Source organism: Streptomyces sp. T12 (assembly GCF_028736035.1).
Taxonomy (GTDB): domain Bacteria; phylum Actinomycetota; class Actinomycetes; order Streptomycetales; family Streptomycetaceae; genus Streptomyces.
In genome coordinates, this window is record NZ_CP117866.1 from 7,840,197 (window position 1) to 7,856,906 (window position 16,710).

Sequence of the window (16,710 nt, forward strand, 5' to 3'; positions counted from 1 at the left end):
AGGAGTACGCGAACAAGCAGCAAATGGGTGGTGACTCCGGGGCTCCGAAGGGCAAGTGGGACTAAAAGTTCCGGATCGAGAGCAGCTACCAAGGGGAGGAGTTCAAAATGGCCGGTGACAAAGACCTGCCTGAGCCCAAGATCGTGAATGACGTCTGCGTTGCGGACCCTGATCGGCCTCAGACCAAGACTCAATTCATCAACTACTCGCTAAAAGAACTCAAGCAGATGCTTGAGGGCACCGATCCCGACACGATCGAGGATGTCGGCCGCCATTGGGGCAAGGTCGAGGAGATGCTTACCGGCGGCGCAGAGGGTGGCATCGCCGGCCTGCTCGACAGGGCAGTTGACAATGTCCTGGAGCACTGGGAGGGGGATGCAGCTCGGAGCTTTGAGAAGAAGGCTCGAGAAATCTCTCAGAGCATCAGGAACGCGGCGTGGCATGCCAATCTCAACAGCTCGCAGATGGCTGACGCTGGCACACAGCTGCGCACGTACAGGACACAGCTGGATGAGATCAAGGAACCCAGTGGCTGGGCCAAGCTCGGTGACGCCCTCAGCGACTGGAAATGGGACAACGGCGAGGCAGTAGCTGGCGATCTCAAGGACCGCAAGTTGACCGCTGATGAAGTAGCGGAAATCAACGAGGGCAAGATTGGTGCGAGCCGGGAGGCTCAACTCAACGGTGTTGCCGTCATGGAGAACCTTGCGGCCCAGTACATCCGGGTTAAGGGAAACCTGGACAGGAACAAGCTGCTTATCGATGACAAGGGCAACATCAAGGAACCCAACGGCAACGTGGAGTACCCGCCACCTGTCGTCTCGCCCGGCGTGGGTGCGTCCCGTCCAAGCGGTTCGGGATCGGGTAATAAGCCATGGAGTGCAGGCCGAACCACCAGCATCAAGCCGGCTCCCGCGGTGCCTCGTGATCCGGGTATCACAGGTGGCTCGCAGCTCCCCACAGCCAAGACGAAGGTGGATGGCATCTCCCCCGGCCTGACGGGGACTGGTCCCAGTACGGGTTCCGTCGGCGTGAGTGGCGGTGGTGGTGGCATCGGTACAGGTGGAAGTCAGAGCCCTGGCATCATGGCCCCTGGCGGAACCTCCGGCCTCGGGCGCGGTGCTGCCGCGCGTGGCGGCATCGGAGCCGCAGGCGGTCGTGGTGGTCTGGCTGGCGGCGCGGCGGCAGGCCGCGGCGCCGGAGGCCGGGCCGGAATGGGCGGTATGGGCGGAGCTGGAGCAGGCGCGGCTGGCCGAGGCGGTGCTGGCGCGGGGGGGCGTGGAGCGCTCGCCAAGTCCCGTGGCGGTGTGGTCGGTGCAGCCAAGGGGATTTCTGGTAAGGGCACTGGCGGTGGCGCGGGCCTGCACGGCAGCCGTGGCGGAACCCAGCGTGGCGCCATGGGGGGCGGAATGGCTGGCGGTATGGGTGGTCGCAACGGTCGACGGCCCAACGACGAGAACAGCCAGGGTGACCGTCCCGACTACCTGGTTGAGGATGAAGAGACCTGGATCTCGGAAGAAGACCGCAATCGGAATGTACCGCGGACTATCGAGTAAGCAACCGGGCTGACGACAAATTGTCGTCAGCCCATGTATGAAGGCTGGCACACCCAGCCAAAGCTGAGTGAGGAGCAGGGAGTTGCATTTCAAGCGAGTCTGGTCCACGACAGGTGTCGTGGCGTTGACGGGAGCCTTGCTCCTCACCTTGGCCCCGACGGCCTCAGCAGACTATGTGAGAGACCAGCAGTGGGTCTTGGACGTGTTCGCGATGCAGGACACCTGGGCTGAGACTCAAGGGGAAGGCGTAACTGTAGCCGTTGTCGATTCCGGCGTGGATGCCAGTCACCCCGATCTGACTGGGCAGGTCCTCAAGGGGAAAGACTTCACCGGCGGAGGTAACGCACAGGAGGACCGAGTCGGACACGGGACGAGTATGGCCAGTCTCATCGCTGGGCACGGCCATGGCGCGGGGAATTCGTCTGGCATGGTGGGCCTCGCGCCGAAGGCAAAGATCCTGCCCCTGCGTACTATCCAGACGGAGAAGGACGCAAATCATGATGAGACCTGGGCTGCAGCGGTTCGGTATGCAGTGGACCAGGGTGCGAAGGTCGTCAATCTCTCTTTCGGTAATGACGGCGGCAAGACTCTGAGTGACGGTCGTGCGGCTATCGCGTACGCGCAAGCCCACGACGTGGTTGTTGTTGCGTCCGCAGGTAATGATGGGTCCATTGCTGTCGAAGAGCCAGCAGCGCTGCCTGGCGTTGTCGCCGTTGGTGCCGTTGATAAGGAAGGCAACCGTTGGGAGGGCTCAAACACTGGAAAGGGGCTTGCCCTCATGGCCCCAGGTGTTGAGATTCTTGCCGCGGATCCAACTCGGTCGCAGCAATACAGTTTGTCAAACGGCTCATCGGATGCCACGGCCTACGTATCCGCCACTGCCGCCTTGGTCCGCGCTAAGTACCCAGAACTCACCGCAGGCCAGGTAATCAACCGCCTCATCAAGTCGGCTTCATTCCTCGGTCACAAGGGGCTGAAGGCGCCCGACGAGGAGTATGGCTATGGGATCATTCGCCCTCGCCAGGCGGTCACAATGGACATCCCCGCAGGGCCCAAGGAGAATCCTCTCGGTCAGCTCAAGTCGACTGAATCGACTTCTGGCAAGGCATCCGAGGAGACGGGCACCTCGACCCAGGCCAAAAAGAAGAAGTCCTCCTCCAGTAACATCTTCGTCCTCGTCGGAGGTATCGCAGCCGTTGTGGTCATCGGCGGAATCGCTTTCGTGGCATTCCGCAGCCGCCGCAACGGGGGTAACGGCGGCTCCGGCGCCGGCGGTGCGGGCTCCCAGTACCCGGCGTACCCCCCTACCCAGCAGCAGACCTACCCCAATTCCGGTTCCAGCCAGGAGTACCCCACTGCCCCGGGACAGGCCCCGCAGCACCCCAATCCCTATTCCCAGCAGCCCCCGCAGCAAGGGCAGTAGGGACGGCGGTCCCTCTCTGCGGGCGGAGGACGCTTCGGTGCTCCCTCTTCGGTCGTGGAGGCTTGAGCAAGCGGCCTTGGTCGACTGCCCGTGGGCGTAACCGAGGAAAACTCCAACGCAGCGAATCAGCCCGAGAATGAGAAGGGACCTTCTTCAATGGGTGCCATCGTCCTTATCCTTGGCGTGATCGTCATCGGGGCCGTGATTGGGGCCGGCGTCGTCTTCGCCGCAACCCGTAGCCGCCGCAGCTCCGCGCCCGGCGGCCCCGGAACTTACCCTCAGAGCATGGGGTATCCGGCTCAGCAGCCGTTCCCTCAGACCTCTCAGCAGCCGTACCCGCAAACTCCGTATCAGGGCTACCCCAATCCCCCCGGACAGCCGCCCCAGCAACCCCCGTATCAGGATCAGTAGGTAGCCGTTCAGTGGGGTAGCCCGCTCGGGTACTCGGTACTCCGATTGCTGGCCGGCCCCGGCACATATCACCCGGGTCCCTACGCTCTGCACGCACCTCCGCGTCCGTACCTGTCGGCGTAGCGCGGCAGCCTGCGGCAGTCCTTGAATCGCCGGCTGCTGCCGGGTCTTCTTGATGTGTCGCCAGGTGATGTGGCCTCAAGTGAGTTGGACAAAGGCGTCGCGAATTGCGGCGCCTTTCCCAGCGGATGGCCGGCCCGGCCTTTGATATGGCGCAGGATCGACAAGGTCTTCTCGACGGCATAGCCGAGCTTTCAGCGCGTCCTTACGGGAGAGCACTGGCGGGGTTCGGTGCTGCCGCAGCGCACTACGCACGGTCCAACTGACCTCGTACCAGGGCAGTGGGAAAGCCCGCTGGCTGTTGCGTCCAGTTGCGCCAGAACCGCCGCAGCGCGGGCGGAGCCGTCGAGGTGGCCGTGCTCCGGCAACGGGCTTCGCAACAGTCTTGTCCGAACGTTGCCGGAGGCAGGGTTACCCATTCCTTCGTGGGCAGCACGCATGATGGAATGGATCTCGTCATGGCCGGCGCAACGGCCGCAATCATCCAAATAACGTACTACTGATGAGGGGAACTATGAGCGGGGGATTCGATGTCGAGGGCGACGCCTTGCGCAAGTACGCCAGGGCTGTGGAAGCCGCAGCCGGCCGGATCGACAACATCCGGAGCCGTACCCAGCAACTGGAACTCACCCAGGAGACATTCGGAAGGCTGCCGCAGTCGGACGATCTGAAGGCCGACTACGACACTCAGCACAAGGAGTCCGGCAACGACCTCACCGACGCCGTCGAAACGCTCCACTCAATAGCCGACGCGCTCAAGGATTCTGCTGCCGCCTACGACGGCACAGAGATGGACAACAGGGGCATGATGGGCGGCGGCAACTGATGGGTGCGGGACAGGCGGCGGGCGATGCCCTGAGCCGGATCAACTTCGTCCTGGACTGGAGCAACCCGCTCGCCGGAGTTCTCGACGAGATCATCCGGGGCATCATGAAGCAGTTCAACCTGGATGAACTGCTCGAGCAGGTCAGTGGCGACAACGAACTCCTCACCGAGACCGCGATTCAGTGGCGCAAGGGTGCCAATGACGTACGCGGAGTGATCGAGGACCTGGTCGTCGAACGACGTACGCTCGCCACCCAGTGGCAGGGCGAGGCGTTCACCAATTTTGACAAGATGATGGCCGAGTTCGAGGAAGCCCTCAGGGGCGAGGCCACGGACATGGACACCATGGCCGAACTCCTCGAAATGGCGGCCCAGGAGTGCGCGGCCGCCGAGCAGTTGATGCTCGACCTCATCGTCGAGATCGTGGAGACCGCGCTCGCGGCCGCCGCGACCACCGCGATCCTGTCGCTTCTGACGGCGGGCGCCGCAGCGGCCATCGGTCCGCTCATCGCGGCCGCGGGTATCGCCCACAAGGCGGCGAAGGCCGTGAAGATCACGGCGAAACTGGCGGACGCTCTGTCAGACCTTGCCAAGCGCATGCAGCTGCTCCGCAAGATGATGAAGCTTCGGAATGCACTGCGTAAGGGGCCCAAGCATTTCAAGGGCGGCCTCATGCGCTACATAAAGAAGGTCGATGAGCGCGGCAACCCAATCCCTGAGCGCAATCTCAACGATCTGGCCATGTATGCGGGCTATAGGGTCGTCAAGAAGGGCGTGAAGGGCGTCGTCAAGGACGTCATCGGTGCGGACCCGGCAGGGGCGGTCCAGGGCAGTCTGCTGGAGGACGGGCCGGGAGTGGCGGAGGAGCGTTACGAGTACCACCAGCGTCCTGACCCGAAGAGTTTCGACGAGCGTACGGACGTGACTCCTTCGAGTGCGGCAAGGACAGTGAGGGACGATTTCGGGTGAGCATAACGAGCAGGGTGGACTTCGTCCGCGAGAAGGTCGAGCGCGCGAGGTCGTTGGTTCCGGCAGGTGAGGTGCTGCGATCTGAGCACGGGGTCGATCTGGCCGAACGGGCGCCGTCGCCCGGCCGGTTTCGCCGCCCGCGGGTTCTACGATCTGAACGCATCGCGCTCGGTGGCTGGTTGCTGCTGCCGATGACCGGGCTCCTGAGAGTCGTCACGGCCACCTTGAACCCGTTCGAACGGCTGGTCGAAGCGTTCACGGAGCGAGATAAGAGGAAGCCGGGCAAGCCTTTTCACGGCGGCTGGAACAGCATGGCCGGCCATCTGGCCCGCGGCCTGGCGCCTCGGACGAAGAACCCGGCGAACCCGCCGTCCGTGGTGATGCAGGTGACCGACCACCGCCTGCACATCGTGTACGTGTCCCGCGTGCGTTCCTTGACCGGCGAACCCGGTCCGGTTGAGGCGGGGTGGGCCACGGACATTCGTAATGTGGCCTGGATCCGGGACCGCAGCGACGTGATGGGTGGCGACCACGAGATCGGCTTCGTCGATGGTTCATGGTGCACGGTCAGGTTCTGGGGCGACGGGTGGAGGCGTATGTCGGACGCGTTCCCGCTCCGGTTGAGCCACCTCGACCCGATTCCGAACCTGAGGTGAGCAGCCAGTTGTGAACTGGCGTCAGTAAATCCGCCTGGGACCGGCCGGCCCGATCCCAGGCGGCGCGCCGTCGCAGCATCCCTACCTGAGTTGGACAGTGGGCCGCCCTGGTCCCTTGATGCAGGCGCAAAAAGGGCGTCGTCAAGGACGACCGCGGTCGACTCCCCCTGACCTGATCGCCCTACCTACGCGGCAACTAGCTCACACCATACGCATTTACCTCGGTTGCCATTCCTGGTCAGCGGCTGCCAGCCCCATACGTCGGCACAGGCACGGACCAGTGCGAGACCGCGGCCTTCCTCCGCGTCGACCAAGTTGGCCAGCTTCGATGGCGGTTCGGGCGGCTCGGGGTCAGTGTCCCAGGCACCGATGCGCAGCACTCCGCTGCGCCACCGTACACGCAGGGCGGCGGGCCCTTTGGTGTGGCGTACGGCGTTGGAGGCCAGCTCCGTCGCGAGGAGTTCGGCGGTGTCGACGAGGTTGATCAAGCCGTGCATCGTGAGGATCAGGCGGACGGTACGACGACAGACGGTGACGGCGCGTGGGTCGTTCGGGATGTAGAGGGAGTATTCCCAGGGTTCATTTTCAGGCATGCCGGAACTCCTTGTCGGTAGAAGGGGAGTTGGCGCATTCAGCGGAAGGGAGGGCGGTGGCAGTGCCGCAGCCGTCATGACAGGACGGAGTAGTGCGCTTCCGGGATCCCGGTGTTCCGCAGTGTGTGCGTCGCAACACCGACAGTAGGGTCCAATATTGGAACTCGGCAAGCCGTTGCCGTAATCTGACCGCCGAACGGGGCACCGATCCAAGGTCGTTGGGGCAAGGAGGCACTCATGCCGCGGAGACGGCAACCCACCGCGCGGCAGGCGCGACTGGGCACCGAACTGCTGAAACTGCGCGAGGCGGCAGGGCTAAAGGGGCGAGATGCCGCCGCGTTGCTCGGAACCGACGCGGCCCGGCTGAGCCAGATCGAGTCCGGCGTTGGGGGTGTGAGTGAGGACACGGTGCGTCGCCTTGCGGCCAACTACTCCTGTATCGACGCCCAGTTGCTTGACGCGCTGGTGGTCATGGCGACTGATCGGTCCCGAGGCTGGTGGGAGGAGTACCGAGGCAAGCTCCCCAACTCGTTTCTGGACCTTGCCGAGTTGGAACACCACTGCACGTATCGCCTGGATGTGGAGTTCTTGCATGTCCCGGGCCTGTTCCAGACGGAGAACTACGCCCGCGCCGTCTTCTCGTACCGAGTCCCCGAGCCGCCCGATGACGACCTCGAGCGGAGGGTTCGCCACCGGATGGCACGCAAGGTGATCATCGAGGACCCGGCCCCAGTCCCGTACGAAGCGGTGATCCATGAAGCGGCACTACGCATCAGGGTTGGCGACCGTACCGCCACACGGGCTCAACTCGCCCGCATCCTCGAACTGTCCGAAGCGGACCACATCACGGTGCGGGTCATCCCCTTCGACCTGGACGGCTTCGCCGGCGCCACAAACTCAATGATGTACGTGGGTGGTGTCGTGCCGAAGCTGGATACGGCGGTACGCGATGCGCCTCAGGGGGCCGGATTCATAGACTCCGAAGCCCAGCTTGGCGCCTATCGAACGCTCTTCCGTAAAGTGGAGGCTGTGTCGCTCGACCCCGAGCGGTCGCGTGACTTCATCCACAGACTGGCGAAGGAACTGTGAGGCGCGCCGTGACCACCTCTGACAACTGGCGGAAGTCGTCCTACTCAGGCAGTGGCGATGGCAACAACTGTGTAGAGATAGCGAACCTCCACACCCAAGTCGCGATACGCGACTCGAAGGCCCCGGCCGAGGGCACGCTCTCGTTCCCGACCGGACCTTTCACGGCCTTCATCAGCAACCTCAAGGCCGACACCGGGCGTTACGTCGAAGGCCCGTAGCCCCGAGGGATCAGGCCCAGGCGGCGACCACGACGGACAGCCCAACCGATCGGCCACCGTCTGGTGCCGTGAGGGTCCCGGCGTGGCAATCCTCACCTTTCCGACCGGAGCCTTTACGGCGTTCATCAGCCACCTCAAAGGCCGACCTCGATCGTGACGTCGAAGGTCGTAGCGTGTTGAGCACCTCGTACATCCGCAGCGGCCGACGACATTGCGAGTTGGGCGGCGATTTTCACTGTGCGCGCGTTGTCGGCCGGAGCCAGAAGATCGAGTTCAGCCCCACGACGGGCAGCGACGTCGGCTAGTACTCCAGCCGTAGATCGTGATCTCGATGGTGAGGGGCGCCGAGGCGGCAGTCGGACAGCGTCGACCATCTGGCCGAGACCGCCCACGCCGTCGGCTCCTTCTCCCTCTACCCGAGTTCACCGAGACGGAGGGCGTCCCTTATCTCGCTGAGCTTCGCGGTCGTCGCCGGGGTCTGCTCCTGCGCTTGTTCAGCGAGTCGGAGGGCATCGTCAATCTCGCTGAGCTTCGCCGAGGACAGGACGGCCGCCCGCTCTATCAGGTCGTCCCGTGACACAGTGGTCAGCCACGTGCAAGGGGTGAAGCCTGGACGTGGGAACGCGAGCCGCAGCACGCCTTCGAACGGCACTCCTTCACCGGCGCCCACCATCACTTCGATGCCCAGACCGCTAATGTCGACGCCCGCCGGAGCGACGACCTGCATCACCCGGATCCCGGACGCTTCGTCTCCCGACAGCAGTACGACCAACCTCCGCTCGTCGAACTGGACCCACCAGACTTCGCCACGTTGCACAAGTCCTCCAGACACAGGACGGCAGACAGACGCTGCGCGAGCCTGACGCGCTGTGGAGACGGGTGCGGCCACCGTTGATCATCGGTGTGTGAAGACTGAAGATCACGCGGTGGCCGCAGGTCACAGCGTAAACCCTGCCCACTGGCAGGAGGCGTTCGAGGGCCTGATGAGCCGGATAGCGGGACGGTTCACGCGGGTCGAATCCCGGCGCCGAGCCCGGAAGTTGGTACTCGGCCTGCTGTCGGACCTGCCGCGCAAGAACTGCTGGACCATCGCCGAGTGGGCCGGGGACAGGACCCCGGACGGCATGCAGCACCTGCTCGGGCGGGCCAAGTGGGACGCCGACCAGGTCCGCGACGACGTGGGTGACTACGTGGTGGAGCATCTGCACGACGACGAGGCGGTGCTGGTGGTCGACGAGACCGGCGACGTGAAGAAAGGCACCGACACTGTCGGTGTCCAGCGCCAGTACACCGGCACCGCCGGACGCGTCGAGAACAGCCAGGTAGCCGTTTACCTCGCCTACTCGACCCCGCGAGGGCACGCGGCGATCGACCGGGAACTCTATGTTCCGCGTTCCTGGACCTCCGACCCCGACCGCCGCCGGGCCGCCGGACTCGGTGACAAGACGGAGTTCGCGACCAAGCCAGAGCTGGCCGCCCGCATGGTCACCCGATTCCTGGACGCCGGCCACCGGGCCGCCTGGGTCGCGGGAGACGAGGTCTACGGCGGCAACCCGAGGCTGCGCGCCGCGCTGGAGGAACGCGGCACCGGCTACGTCCTAGCGGTGGCCTGCTCGCACGAAGTCACCACAGGCGCCGGGAAGTTCCGCGCGGACACGCTGGCCAGGAAGGTGCCCAAGAGGGCCTGGCAGAAGCTGTCCGCAGGGGTCGGAGCCAAGGGCCACCACTTCTACGACTGGGCCGTCATCGACCTCACCGACCCCCGGCCCGGGAGCCAGCAGTTGCTGATCCGCCGCAACCGCAGCACCGGCGAACTCGCGTACTACCGCTGCTACTCGCCGGCCGCAGTGCCGCTGACCACCCTGGTGCGCGTCGCTGGATCAAGGTGGCGGGTCGAGGAGTTTTTCCAGTCCGGCAAAGGCTTGGCGGCCTTGGACGAGCACCAGGTCCGGCGCTACTCGTCCTGGTCCCGCTGGGTCACCCTGGCCATGCTTGCGCACGCCTTCCTCGCCGTCGTCCGCGCGAACGAACACGACCGTCATCCCTCACCCGACGAGCTGATACCGCTCACCTGCAACGAGATCCAACGACTGTTCATCACGCTCGTCATCCAACGCGTCTTTGACCCTGTCCACCGGCTTGGCTGGTCCGTCTGGCGACGCCGCCACCAGGCCCGATCCCAGACCAGCCACTACCGACGACAAGCCGCTCAAGCATGAAGATCGCGATCTGCGGCTGGAGTACTAGGAGGCGGGCTCCGCGGCCATCGCGATCCAGCTCAGGATGCCGACGGGGATGGCGACGACGACGGCGTAGCCCACTCGGTCGGCCACCTTCTGGCGTCGTGATGGCTCCCGGCGGTGGTCCTCGCGGCGTCGGTCCGCCCCGCGCGGCTTGATCGCCTGGTACGCGAGGGCCGCGAGGACGACCACGCAGATCGAGACCTGCCAGAGCTCGCCCACGACGCCCCAGAACCCGACCCGTTGGATCGTCTCCGGCTCGATGCCCTGGCGCGCGTCGAACTTGGTGCCGTCCGGGTAGTCGCGCCCGGTGTCCTCGAGAGGCATGTAGAAGGCGTCGTCAGCGGTCCCGCCATCCGGTGTGAAGTCCCCGTGGCAGTCGTAATTGGAATTCTTCCGGCTGTAGTTGGTGTCGTAGCAGCGCTCCACCTTGTATGTGCCCGGGGTGCCGTAGATGCCGGCGGACAGGGCGAGGTCGGCGGTCGCGGTGACGCACCAGAAGGTGGTGACGAGGGCGAGGAGGATGCCGCACACCCAGCTGAACACGCGCTTCATCCGGCTACCCCGCCCAGCATGATGTTCGGCTCCTTTTCCAACAGCCCGGAGATGCCAGCCTGTTCGGCAAGGGCGCGGCGCTGCCGGTCGGCCGCGGCGCGCTCCTGCTCGTACTTCTGCCAGTCCGCGGGCTGCACGAAGAGCATGTTGTTGCTCACTGGCACGATCATGACGCCGCCGAAGGCCGGGTCACCGGCGAACCAGGCGCCGCCCTCTTCGGCCTCCTTCGGCCAGCGGCGCACGGTCGAGGCGTTGACCGCACGCAGCGAAGGGGCGCCGTGCTGTCCGCGTACAGAGAGCCGGACGGTGTGCACATCGCCGAGGTACTTCCATTCAGAGCCCTTCTTGGACACCCGGGTGCGGTACTCCAGGGGGTAGGTGCGCAGCACCTTCTCGCACGCCTTGAGCCGCGAGCCGTGACGCAGGCGGAGCGCCAGGAAGATCAGCACGAACATGGCGGCCGGGATCCCGAACGCCGGCAGGGCGGCGTCGTACCCGACCAGGTGCGCCACGAACGGCACGGCGAAGAGGGCCGCTGCGAGCGCGAGGCGCGCGGCTATGTGCCGATACAGCAGGGTGCGGTTGTGCTTGAGCACCTGCGCAACGTCGGGTGCCACGGGTGGACTGTCCATGAGGTGCTTCCGTTCCTGTCCGAAGTCGTTGCGCTAGCCGGATTCTCCCCGCTCAGCTTTGGATACATCGTGCCCACGCGAGCCAATTGATCATCCAGGCTCATTGGCACCATATCTGTACTGACCAGGCGTCCCGTACCGCTCACAGCGGACCTCGGCGCCATGTTCGCAACTCCCGCGCCCCTGCAGTCCAAGTCCCGTGACCGGTAAGCCTCCTGCCAGGATGGTTGTCATGGCTGCGATCAACAGCGCGGATGTGTATGGAGGATGCAATGCGTGATTCCGTAGATCCAAGAGTGTCCTACTCCATTGGCTCGGGGTGACCTCGGAAATGGAACTTGAGCAGGCCGACCTCGCTCACCTCAACTCCGTTGGCCTGGCACGTGACTTCGATGTCGTGGGCAGTTCGGACACGATCAGGACTTCGTCTTGAGTCCCCGGTACGTCGGTCGGCATACAGGGCGCGCGCCGGCGGCGGGCACATCGGACGGATCGGTGCCGGAGGCGGAGCACGCACACAGTCGTCCCTCGCGCGTGCGGCGTCCCTCCGGTAAGAAGGTAGTGCTGTGGGCGCTTTGGTGGGTGTGTGCCGCCTTTGTTCTCTATGTAGCTTGGGGGCTGGTTCAATCCATCGACGATCTCGACAACCCACCGGACGGCGACTGGCTGTGCTCGGGCCACTCGATGACCTGCGAGCCCTGACCATTCAGCGAGATCCCATCGGATGTCGACTCCCACGCTCGCGGAACCGCACAGTGCCCTCCGCAACCTTTGATCACAGTTTCTGCACGGGAGCCCCATGGCAGCCGGTAAGGGCTGCGTAAGCAAAGGTCATAGGGTGTTGTGTGACTTAAGGGGAGGGTGAGTCGGGCAGTGCGAGTGCCGCTCAAAGAGCCTGCACGCATCGCCCATTGAGGGCCTGGGTGAGTCACCCGTCCTCTGCCACGTGTGGCCGGACGCATCGTGCCCCTCATCAGAATGTCCGCGTGAGAGGTTGTCATGTCCTATTCGACGCCACCAGGAGGGCCGGGGAATGCCGGCCCGTACGGGGCACCGGTCCAGCAGCAAGGCTGGTATCAGCCACCGCCGCCACCCCCACCGTCGCCTGGCAACTCCGGCGACGGGAAGGGGCTGAAGGGCGTCGTCATAGGTCTGCTGGTCTTGGCTGTGGTGGCCGTCTTCGCGGTCGGCGGGTTTGCTCTGTACCAGGCTGCCGGTGGAGGTTCGCTGCCCGGCGCCCAGGGTGGTGGCGATGAGAAGCAGCAGATCTTGAGCTCGGATGAGATCGAGACGTTGCTCAACGGCCGTACGAATGCCTTGAAGAGCGGGGACGAAGACGAGTTCCTGGAGCCCTTCGTCGGCGCGGCGAAGGACAAGCAGCGCGAGATCTTCAAGAACCTGCGGAAGATCCCCTTCGCGGAGAGCAAGTACACGGTGCTCCAGCAGACGGGCGACGGCTCGGACGAGTGGGGATCCGATGTGAAGCTCGCGCTGGATGTTGCCTTTGTCCATCAGGTCAAGGGCGTTGATGTCCGACCAGTCTCCGAGTGGTATCGATGGACGGTCGAAAAGGAGTCCGAGTCGGCCGAGCCGCGTATCAGTGAGGTGGGGGGATCGCCGGGCGCCAGCGCATTGGCCAACGCGGTCTACTATCCGGCCCCTTGGGACCTGTACGACGACATGTACGTCAAGCGCCAGGCGCACACCATCACGATCTCGGCCAAGAAGAACGCCGCCGACGCCAGCCGTTTCGCACCCATCGTCGAGGAAAGCGCCAAGAACGACCTTGAGCTGTGGACATCGAATGCATCGTCGGTTCCCAACACCCCCAAGGGCTTCTTCGTCGTACTTGAGCCGGACCGCAAGACATACACGAAGCTGTACAACAACAACGGTCAAGACGTGGGGTGGGACGCTGGACAGAGTGTGCCTATGCCCGCCTTCAACGCTGGTTACGGTGGCGGCGACAAGGATGCGCTCGAATACGGTGGCGCGCGTATCAAGATGGACACCTCGACGAGTCGATTCACCGCGTCCTGGTGGCAAAGGGGTGTCGGAGACATCTCCCGGCATGAGATCGCGCACGCACTTGTCCAGCCCCAGGACCCTGGCGCATACGGCTCCGATGAGGAGACGAGCATTCGGGCGTGGGTCGTCGAGGGATTTGCAGAGTACGTTTCCTACCGGTTCGACCGTGCCATGGGCGACGCCGGGGTGCGTGCTGACCTGGCGGGCGAGGAGTTCGATGGCGGATTGCCCGGCCAGGACTTCGAGGCGGAATACAACTCGGTTGGTGCGAACTACTCGCTCAGTTATCTGGCCATCCGCTTCATCGCGGAGAAGGGCGGCGAGGAAGCGCTGTTCGGGTTCGTCGTAGACCACTACAGGAAGCCCACGAACCTCGATCAGCAGCTGCAGAAGGCAGTTGGCATGAACGAGAGTGAATTCGAGACCGCCTGGGCTCAGTACGTCAGGAGCAACATCTGATGAGCACCAACGGACCTTTGCCGGGCAGCGGTTCCGGTCCCTACGGGCAGCAGCCCCCTCCGCCGCAGCAGCCTCCCGTGCCACCCCAGCAGCCTCCGATGCCACCCCAGCAGGGCCAGCTACCGCCGCAGGGATGCGGCTATCCGCAGCAGGCGTACGGCCATCCGCAGCAGCCGCCCGCGGCACCGCCCGGGCAGCCCGGTTACGGCTACCCCCAGCAGTCGGCGCCCCCGCAGTATCCGATGGCTCCCCAGCCGGGCTACGGCCAGCCAGGGCATCCGCAGCAGTTCCCCGGGGCGCCTGTTCCGGGTGCGCGGCCGAGGAAGAAGAAGAGCGGGCTGATCGTGCTGCTCGTTGTCGCACTTGTCGTGCTCGGTGGGGCAGGCGGGGGCGCGTGGTACCTGATGGCCAACGCTGCCACCAAGCCGCTGTACAGCGTCCCGACGGACGCTGGGTGGTCCCTGAGCGAGCAGGAGGTGGACGGAACTTGGTTCACTGACAAGGCGGTTGTTCAGACTCTGTCCGGGGGCGTGAAGGCGTACGCGCTCGACACCGGTAAGCAGCTTTGGGCCACAGCGCTGCCGGGCGCGGGCAACCAGGCGTGCTTGGCTCCTTCTGATTCTGACGGCGGAGTCGGCATCGTTGCCTATGGCGCCTCGGCCACGGCCGGGGCAAAGGGTAAGTGCGACCACGTTGCCGCATTCGACCTCAACTCCGGCAAGGTGCTTTGGAAGCGGGCCTTCAAGGTGAAGGACGAGTTCGGCATGGGTGATGGGCTGTCGGTGGCTCGTTCCAGTGAGGCGGTGGTGATCGCTACGGATACGGAGTATGTAGCGCTGAACGTGGCCGACGGCGCCGAGGCCTGGGATCCGATGCGGCTGGAGGACGGCAGCAAGGTCTGGGACACACAGGACCTGTATTACGGACGTGGCTGCTCAGCGGGTACGTACACCGGTGGCAAGAACCTGATCCGGGTGCGCTCGTGCACCGAAGGAGACGATTCCAGCGACAAGGACTGGGACGAGGTGTCGCTGATCGACCCCGGCAGCGGCAAGGCTGAGTGGACCAAGCGATTTGCCGACGGAGCGGCAGGGCACGCCGTTTCCACGTCTCCTCTCGTCATCAGTGGCGATGAAGCCGGCGTATATGCGCTCGATGAGAAGACCGGCGAAAAGCGCGGCGGCGAGTTCCAAGGGCACCCGGAGAAATACATTCGTGGTGCAGAAGACAACGGAAGTCCGATGCGTCAGGCCGCAGGTTTCGGAAACATCTTCCTCATGGGCGGCTATGACCCGGACGGGGGCGCCGGCAGTCCCAGGTCGATGGTTGCCTATGACCTTGACAGCGGCAAGGAGCTGTGGCGGTCAAAGGCGTCGCCCAAGATGGAGTACATCCCGCTCCGGGAAACCGGTGGCAAGCGTCTGTTGGCGTACGTCACGGAGGCCACCGAGAAGCCGAAGCTGGTGGAGTTCGACTCCAAGGACGGTGCGATGACGACACTCGTCGAGTATCCGGAAGAGGTGGACACGAACACAGGCACCGGAGCGTGGCCGTTCTGGCACAAGGGCGTCCTCTACGTCACCTCTGTCGGCGCCGGCCTGGGCGGGGATTCCTTCTCCCTTGCGGCATTGCCCACGACCGCTTCATAGGCGTCAACAGCAACACCAACTCGGCGGCGAGGCAGACCACGATGGTCTGCCTCGCCGCCGAGTGCATTCGAGATCAACGCCGGCGCCTTCGTCATGCGAAGGTCATGCGAAGGTCACGCGAAAGGTCAAGCGAAGTACCCCACCAACAGGCTGATGATCAACCCGATCACCCCCACCCCGACCAGCACCAAGCAGGTGCGGAACAGGCCCTGGCTGGGTGCCCGCCTCGACGAGAACCCGGTAACGATGCCGAAGTAGCCGATCGTGAGGGGGAACAGGGCGCTGAAGAACCACGCGCAGCCGGTGGCGATCGCGCCGACCCAGCCGCGGTCCAGCTTGTAGGACGTGTCGCCGGTCTTGAGGGCCTCGATGACGTAGCCGCGCTGGTGCAGGGCGTCGCTCTTGAGCTCGGCGTTGAGGTCCTTCACGGAGCCGTCGTTGGCGGTGAAGGTGCCGTAGCACCATCTGGTCTTGGTCTTCTTGCGCGAGCTGCTCGACGTGCTAGAGCGGTACTTGTAGTCGACGGTGCAGGTCTCGACGGTGAGCTTGCCCGGTGTGGAGGTGGCGTAGGTGTACGGGCCGAGGTAGGCGCCGAGGGCCAGGAGGACCACGCCTACGAGGATCAGGCCTGCGCCGATGAGGCGGCCGAGGCCTGCTCGGTCTCCCGGTTCGGCGGCGTTCGGCGCGGCGTTCCCGTGTACTTGTGTCATTGAGGGTTCCTCAGGAATGGGGATGTGGCTGTCACAGGACGAGGGCGCAGACGAGGGCTGCCAGGACGCCCAGGGCGCAGAGGCCACCCAGGACGGGGCCGGTGACGGTTCGGGCCGGCAGGCTCTGCCAAGAGGCCGTGAAACCGGGGCCGTTGCGGGTGCCGAATCCGGTGAGGAGGCAGTAGATGCCGAAGGCCAGCAACGAGAGGCAGAACGCGAGAATCGCGGCGTCGTCGCCGGGGTCGCGGTCCTGCGGTTGTTCGAAGGTGTCGTTCACCTGAACCACGGGGATTTTCGCCCCGCTTTCGAAACGCGATGACGTTTCCACCAGCACGTCTTGGTAGGTGGCCTCGCCTTCTTGTGCGCTCCAGTTTCCGGTGCAACTGAACTTCAGTTCTGTGGAACGTCTGTGCGTGCCGTAGTGGGTCTTCGTGTGCGTCTCGCATGAAGAAACGGTGAGGGTTCCGTCGGTGCCCTCTCCGGCGAGTTCACTGCGCAGTTCCGGAATGGTCACCACGGCGACGACTGCGGCCAACAGAAGCAGCCCCAGGCCGAGGAGTCTTCCCGCCCACAGGCT

The 16,710-nt window shown here is 64.7% G+C and carries 16 protein-coding genes; 10 read left to right on the forward strand and 6 right to left on the reverse strand.

The window, feature by feature from the left end:
- Nucleotides 1-107: 107 nt before the first annotated feature.
- The 5 genes from PBV52_RS35315 to PBV52_RS35335 all read left to right on the forward strand — a co-directional run bounded on the left by PBV52_RS35315 (nt 108) and on the right by PBV52_RS35335 (nt 5,960).
- Nucleotides 108-1,556 carry a WXG100 family type VII secretion target gene (locus PBV52_RS35315; RefSeq protein WP_274243962.1) on the forward strand — a complete coding sequence of 483 codons (1,449 nt, stop codon included), beginning with the start codon at nt 108-110 and terminating at the stop codon, nt 1,554-1,556.
- A 202-nt stretch (nt 1,557-1,758) separates the two neighbouring features.
- Nucleotides 1,759-2,979: a type VII secretion-associated serine protease mycosin gene (mycP, locus tag PBV52_RS35320; protein ID WP_274249790.1), complete on the forward strand. Its 1,221-nt coding sequence runs from the start codon at nt 1,759-1,761 to the stop codon at nt 2,977-2,979.
- Nucleotides 2,980-4,012: 1,033 nt separating this feature from the next.
- Nucleotides 4,013-4,336 carry a WXG100 family type VII secretion target gene (locus tag PBV52_RS35325; RefSeq protein WP_274243963.1) on the forward strand — a complete coding sequence of 108 codons (324 nt, stop codon included), beginning with the start codon at nt 4,013-4,015 and terminating at the stop codon, nt 4,334-4,336.
- A complete protein-coding gene (locus PBV52_RS35330; RefSeq protein ID WP_274243964.1) occupies nt 4,336-5,304 on the forward strand; it encodes a WXG100 family type VII secretion target in 969 nt (322 codons plus the stop codon). The genes PBV52_RS35325 and PBV52_RS35330 overlap by 1 nt, the downstream gene beginning before the upstream one ends.
- A gap of 14 nt (nt 5,305-5,318) precedes the next feature.
- Entirely contained in the window at nt 5,319-5,960 is a 642-nt protein-coding gene (locus PBV52_RS35335; protein WP_274243966.1) for a hypothetical protein, read from the forward strand.
- A 185-nt stretch (nt 5,961-6,145) separates the two neighbouring features.
- On the opposite strand, the gene PBV52_RS35340 is transcribed toward PBV52_RS35335, so the two are convergent.
- Nucleotides 6,146-6,553, reverse strand: a complete 408-nt coding sequence (locus tag PBV52_RS35340; protein WP_274243968.1) for an ATP-binding protein — start codon at nt 6,551-6,553, stop codon at nt 6,146-6,148.
- Nucleotides 6,554-6,790: 237 nt separating this feature from the next.
- On the opposite strand from PBV52_RS35340, the gene PBV52_RS35345 reads away from it, so the two are divergent.
- Together PBV52_RS35345 and PBV52_RS35350 are read left to right on the forward strand one after the other, a co-directional pair.
- Entirely contained in the window at nt 6,791-7,642 is an 852-nt protein-coding gene (locus PBV52_RS35345; RefSeq protein ID WP_274243970.1) for a helix-turn-helix transcriptional regulator, read from the forward strand.
- Between the two features lie 8 nt (nt 7,643-7,650).
- Entirely contained in the window at nt 7,651-7,860 is a 210-nt protein-coding gene (locus PBV52_RS35350) for a DUF397 domain-containing protein (protein ID WP_274243972.1), read from the forward strand.
- A 412-nt stretch (nt 7,861-8,272) separates the two neighbouring features.
- Here PBV52_RS35350 and PBV52_RS35355 read toward each other — a convergent pair whose 3' ends face one another.
- Nucleotides 8,273-8,677 carry a type II toxin-antitoxin system PemK/MazF family toxin gene (locus tag PBV52_RS35355; RefSeq protein WP_274243974.1) on the reverse strand — a complete coding sequence of 135 codons (405 nt, stop codon included), beginning with the start codon at nt 8,675-8,677 and terminating at the stop codon, nt 8,273-8,275.
- 166 nt (nt 8,678-8,843) lie between these two features.
- Here PBV52_RS35355 and PBV52_RS35360 point away from each other — a divergent pair, with 166 nt between their 5' ends.
- Entirely contained in the window at nt 8,844-10,079 is a 1,236-nt protein-coding gene (locus PBV52_RS35360) for an IS701 family transposase (RefSeq protein ID WP_274249791.1), read from the forward strand.
- Between the two features lie 24 nt (nt 10,080-10,103).
- Here the strand turns inward: PBV52_RS35360 and PBV52_RS35365 are convergent, their stop codons facing one another.
- On the reverse strand, nt 10,104-10,655 hold the full coding sequence (locus PBV52_RS35365; RefSeq protein ID WP_274243976.1) for a hypothetical protein: 552 nt from the start codon (nt 10,653-10,655) through the stop codon (nt 10,104-10,106).
- Nucleotides 10,652-11,272, reverse strand: coding sequence for a hypothetical protein (locus PBV52_RS35370; RefSeq protein ID WP_274243978.1), 621 nt, complete (start codon nt 11,270-11,272; stop codon nt 10,652-10,654). The genes PBV52_RS35365 and PBV52_RS35370 overlap by 4 nt, the downstream gene beginning before the upstream one ends.
- 1,014 nt (nt 11,273-12,286) lie before the next feature.
- Here PBV52_RS35370 and PBV52_RS35375 point away from each other — a divergent pair.
- Nucleotides 12,287-13,774, forward strand: coding sequence for a hypothetical protein (locus PBV52_RS35375; protein ID WP_274243980.1), 1,488 nt, complete (start codon nt 12,287-12,289; stop codon nt 13,772-13,774).
- Nucleotides 13,774-15,423 carry a PQQ-binding-like beta-propeller repeat protein gene (locus PBV52_RS35380; RefSeq protein WP_274243982.1) on the forward strand — a complete coding sequence of 550 codons (1,650 nt, stop codon included), beginning with the start codon at nt 13,774-13,776 and terminating at the stop codon, nt 15,421-15,423. Before PBV52_RS35375 ends, PBV52_RS35380 begins: the two co-directional genes overlap by 1 nt.
- Before the next feature lie 125 nt (nt 15,424-15,548).
- On the opposite strand, the gene PBV52_RS35385 is transcribed toward PBV52_RS35380, so the two are convergent.
- Nucleotides 15,549-16,133: a hypothetical protein gene (locus PBV52_RS35385; RefSeq protein WP_274243984.1), complete on the reverse strand. Its 585-nt coding sequence runs from the start codon at nt 16,131-16,133 to the stop codon at nt 15,549-15,551.
- A 31-nt stretch (nt 16,134-16,164) separates the two neighbouring features.
- On the reverse strand, nt 16,165-16,668 hold the full coding sequence (locus PBV52_RS35390; protein ID WP_274243985.1) for a hypothetical protein: 504 nt from the start codon (nt 16,666-16,668) through the stop codon (nt 16,165-16,167).
- Nucleotides 16,669-16,710 lie beyond the last annotated feature (42 nt).

Coding starts and splice junctions, on each gene's coding strand:
- PBV52_RS35315 (WP_274243962.1), top strand. CDS start 108: ATGGCCGGTGACAAAGACCTGCCTGAGCCCAAGATCGTGAATGACGTC.
- PBV52_RS35325 (WP_274243963.1), top strand. CDS start 4,013: ATGAGGGGAACTATGAGCGGGGGATTCGATGTCGAGGGCGACGCCTTG.
- PBV52_RS35330 (WP_274243964.1), top strand. CDS start 4,336: ATGGGTGCGGGACAGGCGGCGGGCGATGCCCTGAGCCGGATCAACTTC.
- PBV52_RS35340 (WP_274243968.1), bottom strand. CDS start 6,553: ATGCCTGAAAATGAACCCTGGGAATACTCCCTCTACATCCCGAACGAC.
- PBV52_RS35345 (WP_274243970.1), top strand. CDS start 6,791: ATGCCGCGGAGACGGCAACCCACCGCGCGGCAGGCGCGACTGGGCACC.
- PBV52_RS35360 (WP_274249791.1), top strand. CDS start 8,844: ATGAGCCGGATAGCGGGACGGTTCACGCGGGTCGAATCCCGGCGCCGA.
- PBV52_RS35365 (WP_274243976.1), bottom strand. CDS start 10,655: ATGAAGCGCGTGTTCAGCTGGGTGTGCGGCATCCTCCTCGCCCTCGTC.
- PBV52_RS35375 (WP_274243980.1), top strand. CDS start 12,287: ATGTCCTATTCGACGCCACCAGGAGGGCCGGGGAATGCCGGCCCGTAC.
- PBV52_RS35380 (WP_274243982.1), top strand. CDS start 13,774: ATGAGCACCAACGGACCTTTGCCGGGCAGCGGTTCCGGTCCCTACGGG.
- PBV52_RS35385 (WP_274243984.1), bottom strand. CDS start 16,133: ATGACACAAGTACACGGGAACGCCGCGCCGAACGCCGCCGAACCGGGA.